Source organism: Crenothrix polyspora (assembly GCF_900163755.1).
GTDB lineage: Bacteria > Pseudomonadota > Gammaproteobacteria > Methylococcales > Methylomonadaceae > Crenothrix > Crenothrix polyspora.
Genome location: NZ_FUKI01000094.1, coordinates 11,886 through 27,413 on the forward strand (window position 1 = coordinate 11,886; position 15,528 = coordinate 27,413).

Annotated in this window: 17 protein-coding genes; 16 read left to right on the top strand and 1 reads right to left on the bottom strand. The window is 46.8% G+C overall.

The annotated features are described in order from the left end of the window. The first annotated feature begins 16 nt into the window (after window positions 1-16). Genes CRENPOLYSF2_RS06015 through CRENPOLYSF2_RS06040 form a run of 6 tightly spaced genes read left to right on the top strand, consistent with a single transcriptional unit; the run spans window position 17 to window position 3,822 of the window. Window positions 17-328: a hypothetical protein gene (locus tag CRENPOLYSF2_RS06015; protein ID WP_087143047.1), complete on the top strand. Its 312-nt coding sequence runs from the start codon at window positions 17-19 to the stop codon at window positions 326-328. Beyond that, entirely contained in the window at window positions 328-537 is a 210-nt protein-coding gene (gene cydP / locus CRENPOLYSF2_RS06020; protein ID WP_087143048.1) for a cytochrome oxidase putative small subunit CydP, read from the top strand. The genes CRENPOLYSF2_RS06015 and cydP overlap by 1 nt, the downstream gene beginning before the upstream one ends. Further along, window positions 537-2,102, top strand: a complete 1,566-nt coding sequence (locus CRENPOLYSF2_RS06025) for a cytochrome ubiquinol oxidase subunit I (protein WP_087143049.1) — start codon at window positions 537-539, stop codon at window positions 2,100-2,102. Before cydP ends, CRENPOLYSF2_RS06025 begins: the two co-directional genes overlap by 1 nt. Further along, entirely contained in the window at window positions 2,095-3,234 is a 1,140-nt protein-coding gene (gene cydB, locus CRENPOLYSF2_RS06030; RefSeq protein WP_087143050.1) for a cytochrome d ubiquinol oxidase subunit II, read from the top strand. Before CRENPOLYSF2_RS06025 ends, cydB begins: the two co-directional genes overlap by 8 nt. 12 nt (window positions 3,235-3,246) lie before the next feature. Continuing rightward, complete coding sequence (cydX, locus tag CRENPOLYSF2_RS06035; RefSeq protein WP_087143051.1) at window positions 3,247-3,345, top strand: cytochrome bd-I oxidase subunit CydX; 99 nt, start codon at window positions 3,247-3,249, stop codon at window positions 3,343-3,345. Between the two features lie 42 nt (window positions 3,346-3,387). Then, the gene (locus tag CRENPOLYSF2_RS06040; RefSeq protein ID WP_087143052.1) at window positions 3,388-3,822 is read left to right on the top strand and encodes a phosphate-starvation-inducible protein PsiE; all 435 of its coding nucleotides are present in this window, start codon (window positions 3,388-3,390) and stop codon (window positions 3,820-3,822) included. Between the two features lie 26 nt (window positions 3,823-3,848). Here the strand turns inward: CRENPOLYSF2_RS06040 and CRENPOLYSF2_RS06045 are convergent, their stop codons facing one another. Then, window positions 3,849-4,490 (bottom strand): DUF599 domain-containing protein, encoded by a 642-nt coding sequence (locus CRENPOLYSF2_RS06045; RefSeq protein ID WP_087143053.1) that lies wholly within the window; start codon window positions 4,488-4,490, stop codon window positions 3,849-3,851. Between the two features lie 170 nt (window positions 4,491-4,660). Here CRENPOLYSF2_RS06045 and CRENPOLYSF2_RS06050 point away from each other — a divergent pair, with 170 nt between their 5' ends. The 10 genes from CRENPOLYSF2_RS06050 (at window position 4,661) to CRENPOLYSF2_RS06095 (ending at window position 15,243) form a co-directional block, all read left to right on the top strand. After that, entirely contained in the window at window positions 4,661-4,867 is a 207-nt protein-coding gene (locus CRENPOLYSF2_RS06050; RefSeq protein WP_245807925.1) for a DUF433 domain-containing protein, read from the top strand. Between the two features lie 71 nt (window positions 4,868-4,938). Beyond that, the gene (locus tag CRENPOLYSF2_RS06055; protein WP_140396813.1) at window positions 4,939-5,376 is read left to right on the top strand and encodes a rhodanese-like domain-containing protein; all 438 of its coding nucleotides are present in this window, start codon (window positions 4,939-4,941) and stop codon (window positions 5,374-5,376) included. A gap of 39 nt (window positions 5,377-5,415) precedes the next feature. Next, entirely contained in the window at window positions 5,416-5,847 is a 432-nt protein-coding gene (locus tag CRENPOLYSF2_RS06060) for a YeeE/YedE family protein (protein WP_087143056.1), read from the top strand. Then, the gene (locus tag CRENPOLYSF2_RS06065; RefSeq protein ID WP_087143057.1) at window positions 5,844-6,254 is read left to right on the top strand and encodes a DUF6691 family protein; all 411 of its coding nucleotides are present in this window, start codon (window positions 5,844-5,846) and stop codon (window positions 6,252-6,254) included. Before CRENPOLYSF2_RS06060 ends, CRENPOLYSF2_RS06065 begins: the two co-directional genes overlap by 4 nt. 465 nt (window positions 6,255-6,719) lie before the next feature. Then, complete coding sequence (locus CRENPOLYSF2_RS06070) at window positions 6,720-7,859, top strand: MBL fold metallo-hydrolase (protein ID WP_087143058.1); 1,140 nt, start codon at window positions 6,720-6,722, stop codon at window positions 7,857-7,859. 208 nt (window positions 7,860-8,067) lie between these two features. Next, window positions 8,068-9,318, top strand: coding sequence for an NAD(P)/FAD-dependent oxidoreductase (locus tag CRENPOLYSF2_RS06075; RefSeq protein WP_087143059.1), 1,251 nt, complete (start codon window positions 8,068-8,070; stop codon window positions 9,316-9,318). Window positions 9,319-9,400: 82 nt separating this feature from the next. Then, the gene (locus CRENPOLYSF2_RS06080; protein ID WP_087143060.1) at window positions 9,401-11,110 is read left to right on the top strand and encodes a SulP family inorganic anion transporter; all 1,710 of its coding nucleotides are present in this window, start codon (window positions 9,401-9,403) and stop codon (window positions 11,108-11,110) included. Window positions 11,111-11,309: 199 nt separating this feature from the next. After that, entirely contained in the window at window positions 11,310-12,026 is a 717-nt protein-coding gene (locus CRENPOLYSF2_RS06085) for a YebC/PmpR family DNA-binding transcriptional regulator (RefSeq protein ID WP_087143061.1), read from the top strand. Window positions 12,027-12,139: 113 nt separating this feature from the next. Further along, window positions 12,140-14,419 carry a 2OG-Fe(II) oxygenase gene (locus CRENPOLYSF2_RS06090; protein ID WP_087143062.1) on the top strand — a complete coding sequence of 760 codons (2,280 nt, stop codon included), beginning with the start codon at window positions 12,140-12,142 and terminating at the stop codon, window positions 14,417-14,419. Between the two features lie 20 nt (window positions 14,420-14,439). Next, on the top strand, window positions 14,440-15,243 hold the full coding sequence (locus CRENPOLYSF2_RS06095; RefSeq protein WP_245807921.1) for an aldo/keto reductase family protein: 804 nt from the start codon (window positions 14,440-14,442) through the stop codon (window positions 15,241-15,243). The last annotated feature ends 285 nt before the right edge of the window (window positions 15,244-15,528 follow it).

Consider the following 15,528-nt stretch of genomic DNA (forward strand, 5'->3'; position numbering starts at 1 on the left):
CTCGCAGGAGAAACCCATGATAAAAAAAACAATTTCAAGCTTGGCCATCATTCTGTCATTAGCAATCACCCCAGTATCAAGTGCCTCTGCTAATACCAGCCTCGTTGGTACAACACTGGATTTCACAGGCAGCCTGAGTCTTGATAGCACACTCAATTGGCCACAACAATTTTCCGTAAAAAAAAATGTGCCTTACGATGAATCCAAAGACTCCGCTTTACGCAGAGGCACCGAAAACTGGGATCAGCCCCAAGGTAGCTTTTTCGTCATGCCTGCCTTCATTTTTGGACTCATTTTAGTCTTCCTGTATTTTAATCGAGAAAAATAATGCCATTCCCCAGCAAGCACGTTCGATTTTTATCGTATAGCAAAGAAATAACGCTGGCCTTGCTGGTGAAGTTTTTGTTGCTAAGCGGGTTGTGGTGGCTATTTTTCTCTGGCAACAAGCCTCCCGTCGATGGTGCGATTATCGCCGAGAAAATTTTTGGTGAGTCGCATCCAGCAGTTATTTCACAAAAAAATAAGGAAAGTCGTTAATGATCGTCAATGAAGTTGTGGAGTTATCGAGGCTTCAGTTTGCACTGACCGCTATGTACCATTTTCTGTTTGTACCACTCACGCTGGGTTTGTCATTTCTGCTAGCGATTATGGAATCGGTGTACGTAATGTCGGGTAAGCAGATTTACAAAGACATGACGCGTTTCTGGGGCAAACTATTCGGCATTAATTTCGCGATGGGAGTTACCACCGGCATCACCCTGGAATTTCAGTTTGGCACCAACTGGGCTTATTATTCGCACTATGTGGGTGATGTTTTCGGCCCGCTACTTGCTGTCGAAGGCATGATGGCGTTTTTTCTGGAATCCACCTTCGTAGGATTATTTTTCTTCGGCTGGGATCGCCTCAGTAAAATCCAGCATTTAACAACGACCTGGTTACTGGCTTTAGGTACAAGTTTATCGGCGCTGTGGATATTGATCGCCAACGGCTGGATGCAGCATCCGGTCGGTGCAGAGTTTAATTACGACACCATGCGTATGGAATTGACCAGCATTGCCGACGTGTTCTTTAACCCGATTGCACAGGTCAAATTTGTGCATACCGTGGCGGCAGGTTATGTCACCGGCTCGATGTTTGTGTTGGGCATCAGTGCGTATTATCTGTTAAAAAACCGCGATGTCGCTTTTGCCAGGCGCTCATTCAGGATTGCCGCCGGTTTCGGGCTGGCTTCGGTGCTGTCGGTGATCGTGTTAGGTGATGAAAGTGGCTACACCGTGGGCGAAGTGCAAAAAGCCAAACTGGCCACCATCGAAGCCGAATGGGAAACTGAAAAAGCCCCCGCTTCGTTCACGCTGCTCGGCTTGCCTAACGAAGAAACCATGACAACTGACTACGCCATCACTATTCCCTGGGTATTAGGCCTGATTGCTACGCGCTCAATAGACGAAAAAGTCGGCGGTATAAACGACATATTGGCCAACAACCGCGAGCGTATTAAAAGCGGCATGATCGCTTATGAAAACCTGCAAAAATTGCGCCTGGATAAACTTAATCTGCAAGCAAAATCCACTTTTGAAAGTCACAAGGACGATCTGGGCTATGGTCTGCTGTTGAAACGCTATACAGACAAAGTCATCGATGCGACACCTGCGCAAATTGAGGAAGCCACCCGCCATTCAATACCCAAAGTAGCACCGATGTTCTGGACATTTCGCGGCATGGTGTTGTGCGGTGTGTTGATGCTGTTTATTTTCGCAGCCTCGTTCTACTACAACGCCAAACGCACCGCCCATAAACAACGCTGGCTGTTACGCCTGGCTTTCTACGGCATTCCCTTGCCCTGGATTGCAAACGAACTGGGTTGGGTGGTCGCCGAATATGGCCGTCAACCCTGGACAATCGCCGGTATTTTACCGACGCATTTAAGCGCCTCCAACGTTGATGTAGGGCAGTTATATTTAAGCCTGGCAGGATTTTTTGTGTTCTACACCGTGCTGCTGGTTATCGAACTGTTTTTGATGACGAAATATGTGCGCTTAGGGCCTAGCAGCTTACACACCGGACGCTATCATTTTGAACAGCAAGGATTAGATCATGCTTGATTTTGAAACACTACGACTTATCTGGTGGGCACTGCTGGTATTTTTAATTTGCGGTTTTATCGTCATGGATGGCTTTGATTTAGGGATAGGCATGTTGCTGCCCTTTCTCGGCAAAACTGACGATGAACGGCGCGTGATGCTCAATGCCATCGGCCCCACCTGGGAAGGTAACCAGACGTGGCTGGTTACGCTGGGCGGCATTTCGTTTGGTGCCTGGTCTCTGGTGTATGCCACCTTTTTCTCAGGGCTTTATACCGGAATGCTGGTGCTGTTGTTCGGCTTGTTTTTGCGCCCAGTAGGCTTTGATTATCGCAGCAAACTGCCCAACCCGCGTTGGCGTTCAGCATGGGATTGGGCGTTGTTTGCCGGAGGCTTAGTACCTGCTGTGGTGTTAAGCCTTGGCGCTGGCAACTTGATTATTGGCTTGCCGTTTCAGATTGATAGCGATTTACGCTCCAACTATACCGGCAGTTTCTGGGATTTATTTCAACCCTTTGCCTTACTGTGCGTGGTCATTGGGGTAGCGTTATTATGCTTGCACGGTGCGGTGTTTTTGCACTGGCGTACTGAGGCGACTCTTGCCAAACGCGCCAGGCGCGTTATCCTGTGGAGCAGTCTGGTTTTTATCGTGGGCTTCATTGTAGCGGGTGTTTGGGTCGCGGTCGGTCTGGACGGTTACCGCGTTACCTCACCTATTGATACCCATATTGTCGCCAATCTATTATCAAAAACGGTGACTAAAGCAAGCGGTTTGTGGCTAGCCAACTACAGCACCTATCCCTGGTTGCTATTATCGCCATTGCTCGCCATTATCGGTACTGGGCTAGTGGTGTTTTTGTCGGCTAAACGCCATACTGGGTGGGCGTTTTTAACCAGCTGTTTGGTCGTTGTTTGCGTTATAGTGACGGCGGCGGGGTCGATGTTCCCCTTTCTCATGCCCTCCAGCATCTCGCCGACCAGCAGTTTAACCGTATGGGATGCTAGCGCCAGCCGCTACACTTTAAACATACTGTTCTTTGCTACCGTGTTGATGATGCCCATCGTTATGGCTTATACCACCTGGGTGTATCGCGTTATGCGCGGCAAAGTAACGGTTGAGGATATTCAGAACAACAAGAACGTGTTGTATTAAGGGGAAAACAGTATGTGGTATTTTGCATGGATTTTAGGTGTCGGTTTGGCCTGTGCTTTAGCTATTATTAATGCGTTATGGTTAGAGATTAACGAAGAGCCTGACAGTTGAAAATTTAGCCCTTAAACCAGGAGGGCATCAAGAGGAATCTTTATGGACAGTAAGATAGCCATCATCCAAAAAATAGGCGACAGCCTGGTTTATCTTTTCCATTATCTTGCGCTGTTCGGCATAGGGGCAATGATTGTATGGTCAGGAATACATGATTATCTGCACATGGTGCAATCCGGCCATGCCAGTTTGGAAGACATCCTGCTGCTGTTCATTTATCTGGAATTGGGCGCGATGGTCGGCATTTACTTCAGAACGCATCGTTTACCGGTGCAATACCTGATTTATATTGCCATTACCGCGCTATCGCGGCATCTGGTGATTGATGTGCAGAAAGTATCAGACAATTTTCATTTGTATTTATTGCTGAGCATTACCGGCGCGATTGCCATTTTAAGCCTGTCGATCCTGGTGTTATCGTACACGACGAAAAAATTTGGCTCTCCCGAAGAGGGCAATTCCAACAATGATACTTAAAAAGAGCGCTGAACAACGGCCTGTACTCAGCTCGGTGTCCTATCCAGCATGGCAAGCCCTATTATCAGCACCAGCGTCGCCAGCAGCAAAAAATAGGGGCCGAAAAACCACAAGATGATCGGCAAGCTAAAAAAGAAAGTGCGGATTCCCAGCATATAGTAACTGCCGGCTCTGTTTAAATAGGCGCAGGTTTGTTGATATAAACTGTCACCTGTCGATGCGTCGCCAGGCAGATTAATCATATAACCGACATGATTGAAAAAACGTATGGCCATGGCAAAACAGTAAAAAGCAATGAAAAAATCCAGCAGTAGTAGGCCTAATTTTATCTGCCATAACTGACTGGATTCACTATCGGCCAAGGCATGGGGATGCCATTGCAACGTCCATGTGCCGATTTTTTCGCTTAAGTTTAACGCGCCAATAATCAGTAGCACGGCGGTCGATGCCATGAAATTAGCCGCCATCACCGAGTTGCGTAAGGTTTGAACGGCCAGAATTTCCATGTTGCCTTTGCTCATGACCATGTCAACCCAACGCTCCCGAACTCTGGCATTGAGCGCATGTACACTTGAATCCGGTGCGCGGCGAGTCCGTCGCCATAAATACAGGTAATAAACCAGTATTAACAAGCCACTGACCAAAAATGCACCTGTATCGTAAATCATGTCACACCCTGAGTTTTGTTATTCCAGAATGAATACGTTACATTAAGGCCATGAAAAAATGTAATAGTTACTGAATATTTACAAAGAAAAGTCAGGTGATTGCGATTGCCGAAGTACCCTATAAGACCTACTGAATCAAGAGAAAAACGCCATGTCTAAACCATTATAGAATTACTACTGATCCGCAAGTATGCGGTGGTCGGCCTTGCATTCGCAATATGCGCATCCGAGTGAAAGATATTCTGGATTTATTGGCATCGGGTGCTAATAGTGAAGAAATACTTGAAGACCACCCCTATCTTGAGGCCGATGACATTAAAGCGGCTTTGCAATATGCCGCACAGCAAATGGATCATCCTGTTTTGAGTGTTGCTTGATAACCCACAGTAAAAACCTGACAACGCTAAATCAATCCATTATTTTTTATATAACTGACACAGAAGGTGTAATGATGAACAAATTAATCATAGGTATTCTTAGCTTGGTTACCGCTACCGCACAAGCGCAAAATACTAACAACAATCTGGTATTGGCCTTAAATCAACAGCAAAGCAGTTCGATTCTGGAAAACAACACGGGCAGTGTTTCGCCACAACAAGCCTCAACCTTACTAGCCGAAAAGAAAGCGGTCATTGTTGATGTACGCGAAGAGGATGAATGGAACCAACAGCACATTCCAGGCGCTATTCATATTCCACTGGATCAATTACTGGGTCGACTCACGGAACTTGAGCAGTACAAAAACACCCCGATCATCACCCAGTGTCAAAAAGGCGGGCGTTCTCAGCACGCGTTAACCGTATTGAAGTCGCTAAAATTTTCAAAAGTATATAACCTGGAAGGCGGTATAGATGCCTGGAATAACGCCGGATTAAAAACCCAGTAATACACTGATTTATTTCAACATACCAACCCTAAAAATATTATGGAAAATTTCACGCCCTACTCGGCATTAACCGGCGGCATCCTAATAGGACTGGCCGCCACCTTGCTGTTATTGTTCAACGGTCGCATCGCCGGTATCAGCGGTATTATGAGCGGCTTAATTAAAGCTGAGCGAACTGAACTGTTTTGGCGTTTGGCTTTTCTTATTGGAATTATGATGGGGGCTTTTTTATTCCATCAGATAAAACCTGATTTTTATCAGCCACGCGAAAATTTTCCGGTGTGGCTATTGGCTTTCGGCGGTTTTTTGGTCGGTTTCGGCACACGCATGGGTAACGGCTGCACCAGTGGCCATGCTGTGTGTGGTATTGCCCGATTTTCCGTGCGTTCGATTGCAGCTACGATTACCTTTATGGCGACTGGCTTTTTGACCGTTTACATTATGCGTCACGTACTGGGAGTGCTGGCATGAAACTCATCGTAATCGCCCTTATCAGCGGCATACTCTTTGGCATCGGATTAGCGCTGTCGCAAATGACCAACCCCGCCAAGGTGCTAAACTTTCTGGACATCACCGGCAACTGGGATCCCAGTTTGATTTTCGTGATGGCCGGTGCGCTGGCCATCACAACGCTGTGCTTTAGAAAAATACTCAAACGACCAACACCATTATTCGATAAACAATTTTATCTGTCTAACAAATCGGTGATTGATAAACCGTTGCTGATGGGTGCTGCCATTTTTGGTATCGGCTGGGGCATTAGCGGTTATTGTCCGGGCCCTTCTATTGCCGGATTGGGGATGGGTAATTTCGAGACTCTGGTGATGATTTTCTCTATCTATCTGGGCTTTATGGCTCACCGCCTGTACAACAAATAGAGCCTGTTCATCAATGATGCCACAAACTATTTCCTGAGCCTTTATTTTTACGGTACTTTTTAATCAGGACAATAAACCCCATAATTAACAAAGGCCACATCAAGAAAAACACTATTTTTAAAATAGCTAACGGTTCCATAATCCTTACTCCAAAACTGTGCAAATTTATACATTTATAGAGTAAAGAAAGTTTCCTCACTGTGCAACAAAAGAACTTGAATAGCCGACTTTATTAATAAATGTTTCACATAATATTCCATTGAAACATAAATATGTTTCAATGGAACATATTTAATAGCAACAAAGCAGTTAATATGATAGCGCAATTATATTAAAAAACCAGTAATAACAATCAATTAACTTACAAAAACCTTGCTGGCATATATCCTGCTTTAGTTTATACATCTGATTGACACTATCCCCGTGGTAGTGAAATATCCCAACACCAGCAAACGGAGAAACATGATGTTATTCAAACAATTATTTGATCAAGAAACCTGGACTTACACGTATCTGATTGCCGATACGGCCAACAAAGAAGCGATGTTGATTGACCCTGTCAACACCCATATTGACGACTATCTGGCCTTATTGGCAGAACACGGCTTGCAACTCAAATATACCCTGGAAACTCACGTCCACGCAGACCATATCACTGCCAGCGGTTTGTTACGGCAACGTCTGGGCGCACAAACCGGTGTCAGTGCGTTATGTGGTGCAGAAACAGCGGATTTTCAAATACAAGACGGGGATATTTTTGCTTTCAGCAACGGCGAACAACTTAAAGTAATTGCAACCCCTGGCCACACCAAAGGCAGTATTTCCTTTTTATGGCGCGACCGGCTGTTTACCGGCGATGCCTTGTTTATAGGCGGTTGTGGACGTACTGATTTTCAAGGTGGTGATGCAGGCGCACTTTACGACTGCATTACCCAGCGTTTATTTACCTTACCGGATGAAACCCTAGTTTACCCAGGCCACGACTACCAACAACGCTGGGTGAGCAGCATTATGCAGGAGCGCACGACCAACCCGCGTCTGGCAGGCAAAACACGCGAACAATTCATAGAGATTATGAATAATCTCAATCTGCCCAGACCAAGACTGATTGATGAAGCCGTATCTGCTAACCGCTATTGCGGCCTGGAAGAAAATGAACATCAGGATGCCGTTGCTCACAGAGAGAACGTGCGGGAAACCACTAAAACGACAGATGTTCCGGTAGTTAACTGCGGCGGCAACATGCCAGCCAGCGGTGGAGCAACCGTTCAAGACATGGTGGCTGCCGCAAAACAGCACATTACCGAAGTTAATGTGGCAAACGCCAAACAATTACTTGCTGAGGGCAATATCACGCTGATTGATACCCGCGAAGAAAGCGAATACGCGGCTGGGCATGTTGAGCAAGCCATACCGTTACCACGCGGTGTACTGGAATTTAAGATCGGTACAATCCCTGAATTAGCCAATAAATCCAAACCCGTCCTGATTTACTGCCGCACCGGTGGTCGTTCTGCATTGGCCGCCCAAAGCCTGCAAACATTGGGGTATACTCATGTGCTCTCTGTCGCAGGTGGCTATGAGGCTTGGCAAAAAACCGTTTAAACCTGGCTTGATGTTACTGATACGCAACGAACAACATCGTTGCAATATGTAATCTGTAACATCCTGTATTGAAGCAGGCTTGATTTGTTAGGTGAATTTAGCGGACGTTAGCTAAACTCATGTAACACTGGGGTTTTCTGTCTAACAGAGACTTAATCGCACAGTTTGTGCGCAACATAATAAAAAATAATATATCCCGGAGGATAGTATGTCACAACACCACACACTTTTAATCGTCGGCGGCGGCGCGGCTGGCGTTTCGGTTGCTAATAATATGCGTCGGCAAAATGCCAAGATTGATATTGCGCTGATTGAACCATCCGAAAAGCATTATTACCAACCGGGCTTCACGATTGTTGGTGGTGGCGCTTATACGCTAAAACAATGCACCCGTAATGAAGCCGATTTGATTCATAGTAGCGTAAAATGGCTTAAAGACTATGCCGATAGCTTTCAACCTGACAGCAATACCGTCACCCTGCGTTCTGGTGAAACCGTTACTTACGACTATCTGGTGGTCTGCCCTGGCTTACAACTGGACTGGAGCAAAATTAGCGGCTTGAAGGAAACCTTGGGCAAACATAATGTCTGTAGTAATTACTCCGTAGAACATGTCGAATACACCTGGGAATGCCTGAAAAATCTACAATCCGGCAACGCGCTGTTCACCCAGCCACCCATGCCAATTAAATGCGCGGGCGCACCACAAAAAATCATGTATTTGGCTGCTGACCGCTTCCGCAAACAAGGCATACTGGATAAATTCAACATTGAATTTTACACTGCAACACCGGGTATGTTCGGCATCCCCTTCTTTGCAAAAGCATTAATGAAAGTGGTGGCAGGTTACGGCATTAAAACCAACTTCACCCACAATCTGGTAGCTATTGATGGCGCGACTAAAACCGCTACCTTTGAAGCAACCGATAAAGACGGCAACAAACAGCAAGTCACCAAACCGTTTGATTTTATCCATGTTACCCCCCCACAAAGTGCGCCGGACTTCATCAAAACCAGCCCATTGGCTAACGCGGGCGGCTGGGTAGACGTGCATGATAAAACGCTACAACATAACAAATACCCCAATATTTTCGGCTTGGGCGACGCCACCTCAACACCGAATGCTAAAACAGCAGCAGCCGTTAGAAAACAAGTACCGGTAGTAGTCGATAACATTTTGGCCATTATGAATAACAAAGCATTGGCCGAAGGCTACGACGGTTACGGCTCTTGCCCATTAACCACTTCATTGAGTACCGTGATGCTGGCAGAGTTTTCTTACGGCGGCAAAGTAACCCCGTCATTCCCCCTGCTTGACCCCAGAAAAAACCGTTTTATCTGGTGGATCGGCAAAAAAATCGGTTTCCCTTGGATGTATTGGAGCTTAATGCTGAAAGGCTCACGCTTTGACATTCCACATAAAGCCTCTTACGTGGAAAGCCTGACCAAAGAAGATTAACCACTAGCAGGCTTAAGTGGGCAATCACCTTGCCCACTTAGTGGCTTACTGACCTCATGACTACTCCTCCCCCCCCTACCCCATGTCAAGGCTGACGCACTACCTACCCATCATCGGCTGGTTAAAAACCTACAGCCGTCAAGATTTTAGCGAGGATCTGTTTGCCGGTGTCATTACCGCTATATTGCTGGTCCCGCAAGGCATTGCCTACGCCATACTGGCAGGATTACCGCCAGAGCTTGGCTTGTACGCCAGTATTTTACCGCCCATACTGTACGCTTTATTCGGTACCAGTAGAGCCTTATCGGTAGGCCCGGTTTCTATCGCCGCCATCATGATTGCCAGTGCGTTAAGCGCCCCTGAGATTAGCGCCTTGGGTAATCCCGTGCAAAGCACAGTGATCTTATCAGCAGAAATCGGTTTAATTATGTTGTTGATGGCATTATTAAAGATGGGGGGCTTAGTGAGTTTTATCAGCCATCCGGTATTAACCGGCTTTACCAGTGGCGCATCGCTGCTTATTATCGCTAGCCAACTGCCCCAATTAGCCGGTTTAAAAACCCCGACCTGTGGCTTGAATGTGGCGTGTTATGGTACATATATTCAAGGTTTTAATGCCGCGACACTGGGCATTGCGTTAGCAGCGCTCGGCGTGTTGATCGTATTTGGCAAACCGCTCATCACGCTGCTAAAAAAACTGGGTTTGTCGGTGTCTATTGTCACCGCCATCAGCAAATGTGCGCCATTATTGACGGTCGTGGTTGGCACACTCGCCGTCAGTTATTTTAGTTTGCAATCTCAACAACATGTCGCGGTGGTCGGCCAAGTGCCATCTGGCTTTCCACGCTTAAATCTCGATTTTATGCGTAGCCAACAGTGGCGTTTGTTATTGCCCAGCGCCGCGTTTATTGCTTTAATTGCTTACGTAGAAAGCGTAGCTATTGCCAAAGTCACTGCTAATTTGCGCGGTGAAAAAATCACCCCTAACCAAGAATTAATTGCTTTAGGGGCGGCGAATTTAGCAGCGGCACTGTCTGGCGGTATGCCGGTGGCCGGTGGGTTTAGTCGCACAATGGTTAATTTTGCCGCCGGCGCTAAAACCCAAATGGCCATGTTAATTGCCGCCGGATTACTCAGCGTGGCCGTCATATTTTTTACCCCGTGGTTTGCTAATATTCCGAAAGCAGTTTTGGCGGCGATTATTTTAATGGCTATTCTGCCGCTACTACGTTTAAAAAACATACTGCACACTTGGCGCTATGATCGCGGTGACGGACTTGCTGAGCTGATGACCTTATTAGGTGTTCTCGTCTTTGGCATTGAAGAAGGCATTGTCTTAGGGATTATTTTAACTATCGCCAGCCATTTGCGTAAAACCGGCCAACCGCATATTGCGGTGGTAGGGCGCATACCCGATACCGAACAGTTCCGTAATATTAAACGCCATCACGTCGAAACCTGGCCACATCTATTATTCATTCGTATTGACGAAAGCATTATGTTTTCTAATATTGATTACATTGAAAACTATCTAACCACTGAATTAGCCCAGCAACCTGAAACCAAGCATGTTGTGCTTATTTTTACCTCGGTCAGTGACATTGACGCTAGCGCGTTGGAAGCGTTAGAACATATCAATCATGCGCTGCAAAAAGCAGGCAAAACCTTAAATATTGCAGAAGCCAAAGGCCCTGTAATGGATAAACTGAAAAAAACAGATTTTATCGAGCAACTTAAGCCCGGCAAAGTGTTTTTCCGTAACGTGGATGCAATTAAAGCGCTAGCAGAATAAATAAAACCCGCGCCTCTCTGATAATCCAATATTGATGGCCATTTGCTCATATTGGATTAAAAACAACCAACCCAACTTATATTTTCATCCTAATTTAAGTTGGCTTCTCAAGCTTGCCAGCAGATTGCTAAAAACTTCCTTATGTAAAAACTTATCTGTAGAATTGACGTATTTAATCTTTCAAGAGAGTACTTGTCAAATGGGTAGAGCGTATCAAAATCGTAAAGTGTCTATGGCTAAAACGTCTGATTCCAAGGCAAAAGTCTACAGCAAATACGGCCGCGAATTATATGTGTGTGCTAAAGCAGGCGGGAGCGATCCAGATGGCAATTTAGCATTACGTGGTTTAATTGAGCGAGCCAAGAAAAACCAAGTTCCTGCGCATGTTATTGAAAAAGCCATTGACAAAGCCAAAGGCGGCGGCGGTGAAGATTTTACACCTGCGCGATATGAAGGCTTTGGCCCAGGTGGCTGTATGGTCATTGTCGATAGCTTAACCGACAATCCTAACCGCACTTTTAATGATGTGCGCCAATGCTTTACCAAAACTAAAAGTAAAATTGGTATTCAAGGTGCGGTTAGCCATATGTTTGACCATGCCGCTATTTTGGCATTTAAAAATGATGATGAAGATGCGGTTCTTGAGGCATTGCTAACCGCTGATGTGGATGTTACTGATATCGAAAGTGATGCGGGAAAGATCACTGTATTTACCCCGCCTGCCGACTATTTTAAAGCCAAGCAAGCCTTAATGGATTTATTGGGTGAGATTGATTTTGAAGTGGACGAAATTCAATTTTTACCTAAAAGTATGACAACTATCAGCGGCGATGAATTGATACTGTTTGAAAAATTTTTAGATATGCTAAATGACTTAGATGATGTGCAAAACATTTATCATGATGCTGAATTTTAAGAACTTAAAAATATAAAATTCAGCCAGGAAGCCTGAAACACTTTCTACTTACCCCCATTATTTATACGCGTCTACTGCCTGACTTTTTCACTTCTCCCACGGGATACCTTTCCATGCCTACCATAAACGAACATCTATTCAACAGCCTGCAAACCGTTGAAAGCCCAGGCGACTACTACGCCAACGGCAAGCTGGATATTTTTTTACCGCAACTGGAGGTGGATGGTGTAGGCCGCATCGCCCTGCCCTTGTTGCCCGTACAAATGCAGCAACTGGTAGCGACTGCCGAACGCGCCCCGTTTGGCAAAGGCGCACAAACCCTGGTGGATACCGAAGTCAGGCGCACCTGGCAAATTGATGCCAGCCAGGTAAAAATCGGCGGTAAGCATTGGCCAGATAACCTTGGCACTATCGTCAAGCACTGTGCCAATGGCTTGGGAGTCAGCGGAGATGTCCACGCCGAACTGTATAAATTGCTGGTTTACGATACCGGTAGTTTTTTCGTCAGCCACCGCGACAGTGAAAAATCCCCGGGTATGTTTGCCACCTTGGTGATTGTCCTACCGTCACAATACCAGGGCGGCGAACTGGTTATCCGCCACAAGCAACAAGAAGCGACCCTCGATCTGCATGCAGAAGACAGCTCTGAAGTGGGCTACGCCGCTTTTTATGCCGATTGCATGCACGAAATCTTGCCAATTACCGAAGGCTGTCGGTTAACCTTGGTGTACAACCTACTGCGCACCGACAAAAAACTGCCCTTACCTACCCCACCGGATTACCACCATGAACAAGCAACCGTGGCGGCTTTGCTGCGCAACTGGGCAGCGGATTTGGCCTCAGCGGTTGACGATGTACCGGAAAAACTGGTATACCCCTTGCAACACGCCTACACCCCCGCTGAAATCGGTTTTGATACCTTAAAAAATACCGATGCAGCGATGGCCGATGTCTTGATTGCAGCCTGTCAGGAAGCTGATTGTGAGCTGCATCTGGCCTTGATATCCATTGATGAAAGCTGCGATGCGGAATATTCGGGTTATAGCCGACGGGGTCGTCATGGTGGTGAAGAGTATGAAGCCGGTGAAGTGCTAGAGCGCAACGAATCTATTTCCGATTGGCAGCGGCCTGATGGTACGGCTTCTGTTTTGCCCAGCTTGCCATTTACCGAAAACGAATTTTGCCCACTGGAAGCCTTCGATGCCATTGAGTTTGACGACGAAGAGTTTCAGGAATACACCGGCAATGCCGGTGCCACTTTTGAGCGCAGTTACCGCCACGCCGCTTTTGTGTTATGGCCCAAAGCCTATTATTTGGCCATTGTCAACCAGGCAGGGATCAGTGCTTCGCTACCGGCACTGGGTGATTTTTGCCAACGTTGGGAAGCGGAGGGCAAAGATCCAGCGTCAAAACTATGGCAAGATGCCCATAGCTTGGCCGGTTATATTCTAAGGGACAACCTATCCAATAATTTAAGCGACAGCTACGCGATGAAAGGCAGTTGTATGCGGCAGTTTTTAGACTACAACTATCGTTTGAATGATACCCCGCACATAAGGCGCGTGTGGGCAAAGCTGGTAGAAAGGGGCTTTCATAACAAAGATGACAGCGCCGCCGTGGTACAGGCGGCTGGGTTGTTGCCGTGGCCAGAAGTTGCCAGTGGTGTGGAAAAAATGCTTGCCCTGAGTGCAGTAAATTCCCAGAAAGCCTGTGCCGCCTTGTTGGCCGGTTTTTGCAAGGCCAAACCGGAATCGGCCAAAGACTTGCTAACCCCAGTTTATACCCTGTTTAGCGCCTTACCGGGTGACCCGAGTCGTTTTCCCGACTTATTGCTTTGGCAACTTGCCAGGCTAACGGTCGACAGCGATCTGGTGATTGATGTATTGCGTAGCTTTAGTGCCGTTGATGCCACGATGGCAGACAATGCCTTAACCTATATGTTGGCATGGCCAGCTACCTACAAGATGGATGACATCTTGCTGCCAGCCGCCTTGCGGTTAATCGAGGCATCCAGTAGTCGTCATTTGCCTATCGTAACCCGTTTGCGTGACGCTGTGGTGGCACATTTACAGGCACGGGTTGCACTGGAGTTACAACCACCAGCCGATTGGCGACGTGATAACCAATTCAGTAACTGTAAGTGTGCAGATTGTGCAGAACTAAAGCAATTTTTGGCTAACACGGAACAAGAGCAATGGGTTTTCAAAGCGGCTGAAGCGCGGCGCACGCATTTGCAAGGCATCATTAGCCAACATAAATGCGATGTGGATTGCCGAACCCAAAAAGGTGGAACGCCTTATCGTTTGATCTGCACAAAAAACCAAGCCAGCTACCAACGCCGTGTTGACCAACGTACCCAAGATTTACAGCTATTGGCGAAGCTGGCCGTATGATATCGGCTTACGGCGTGATAATGCCGCAAATCATTTACGGCACAGCCTGGAAACAAGAACGCACCGCCGCGCTGGTGGAACAGGCGATAAGCCTGGGTTTTCGGGGCATTGACACCGGCTGCCAGCCCAAGCATTACCACGAAGCCGGTGTTGGTGCGGGGATTGCCGTGTGTTTAAATAAAGGCTTGGAGCGTAGTGAGCTGTACCTGCAAACTAAGTTTACCTCTCTAAATGGCCAGGATCCGCTGCGCATACCTTACGATGCCAAGGCCAGCCTTGCGGAGCAAGTTGCACAGTCCTTCCAGGCATCGCTTAAAAACCTGCAAACCCCTTATTTGGATTGCCTTGTGTTGCATTCGCCCATGCCAAACCCGCAGCAAACCTTGGCCGTGTGGCAGGCAATGACGGACATTTTCCACAGTGGCGCAGCCAGGCAACTGGGCATCAGCAATTGCTACAAGTTACAGGATTTAGAAGCTCTATATCACGCCTCAGAGATTAAACCGGCAGTCTTGCAAAACCGTTTTTATGCCGACAGCCAATACGACCGTGGCATCCGTGATTTTTGCCGGCAACACGGGATTGCTTACCAAAGCTTCTGGACGCTGTCTGCTAACCCACACATTTTGGCAGATACCCTGCTGCAAACCTTGGCGAAACAATACCAGCGCAATGCCGCACAGGTATTGTTCCGCTATTTGACCCAGATCGGCATTGTGCCGTTAACCGGCACGGCATCGGCCAAGCACATGGCGGAAGATTTAGCCATTTTCGAGTTTGAATTAACCGGTGATGAGTGTGCAGCGCTTGGGGCATTACTTTAACTCGATGTTCAATTTTTAAGCTTAGGAACGCGCACGAAATAACTTGAGCAAGTTCATGCTTCGACAGGCTCAGCACGAACGGTGGTGGCGTTTAAGTTGTTCAAGTTATTTCATGCACGTTCCTTAGAAACGTGAACATCGAGAATTCAGGATAGAAAACTGACTATTGTCTATCTTGTTGCTGGGAAAATTTAATTTCGATGGTAAATATTCACCCAGCCACCTTATTGACATTTGCAAGTTATTGATTATTTTATAATTAGATTATAAATAATAAGACATGCA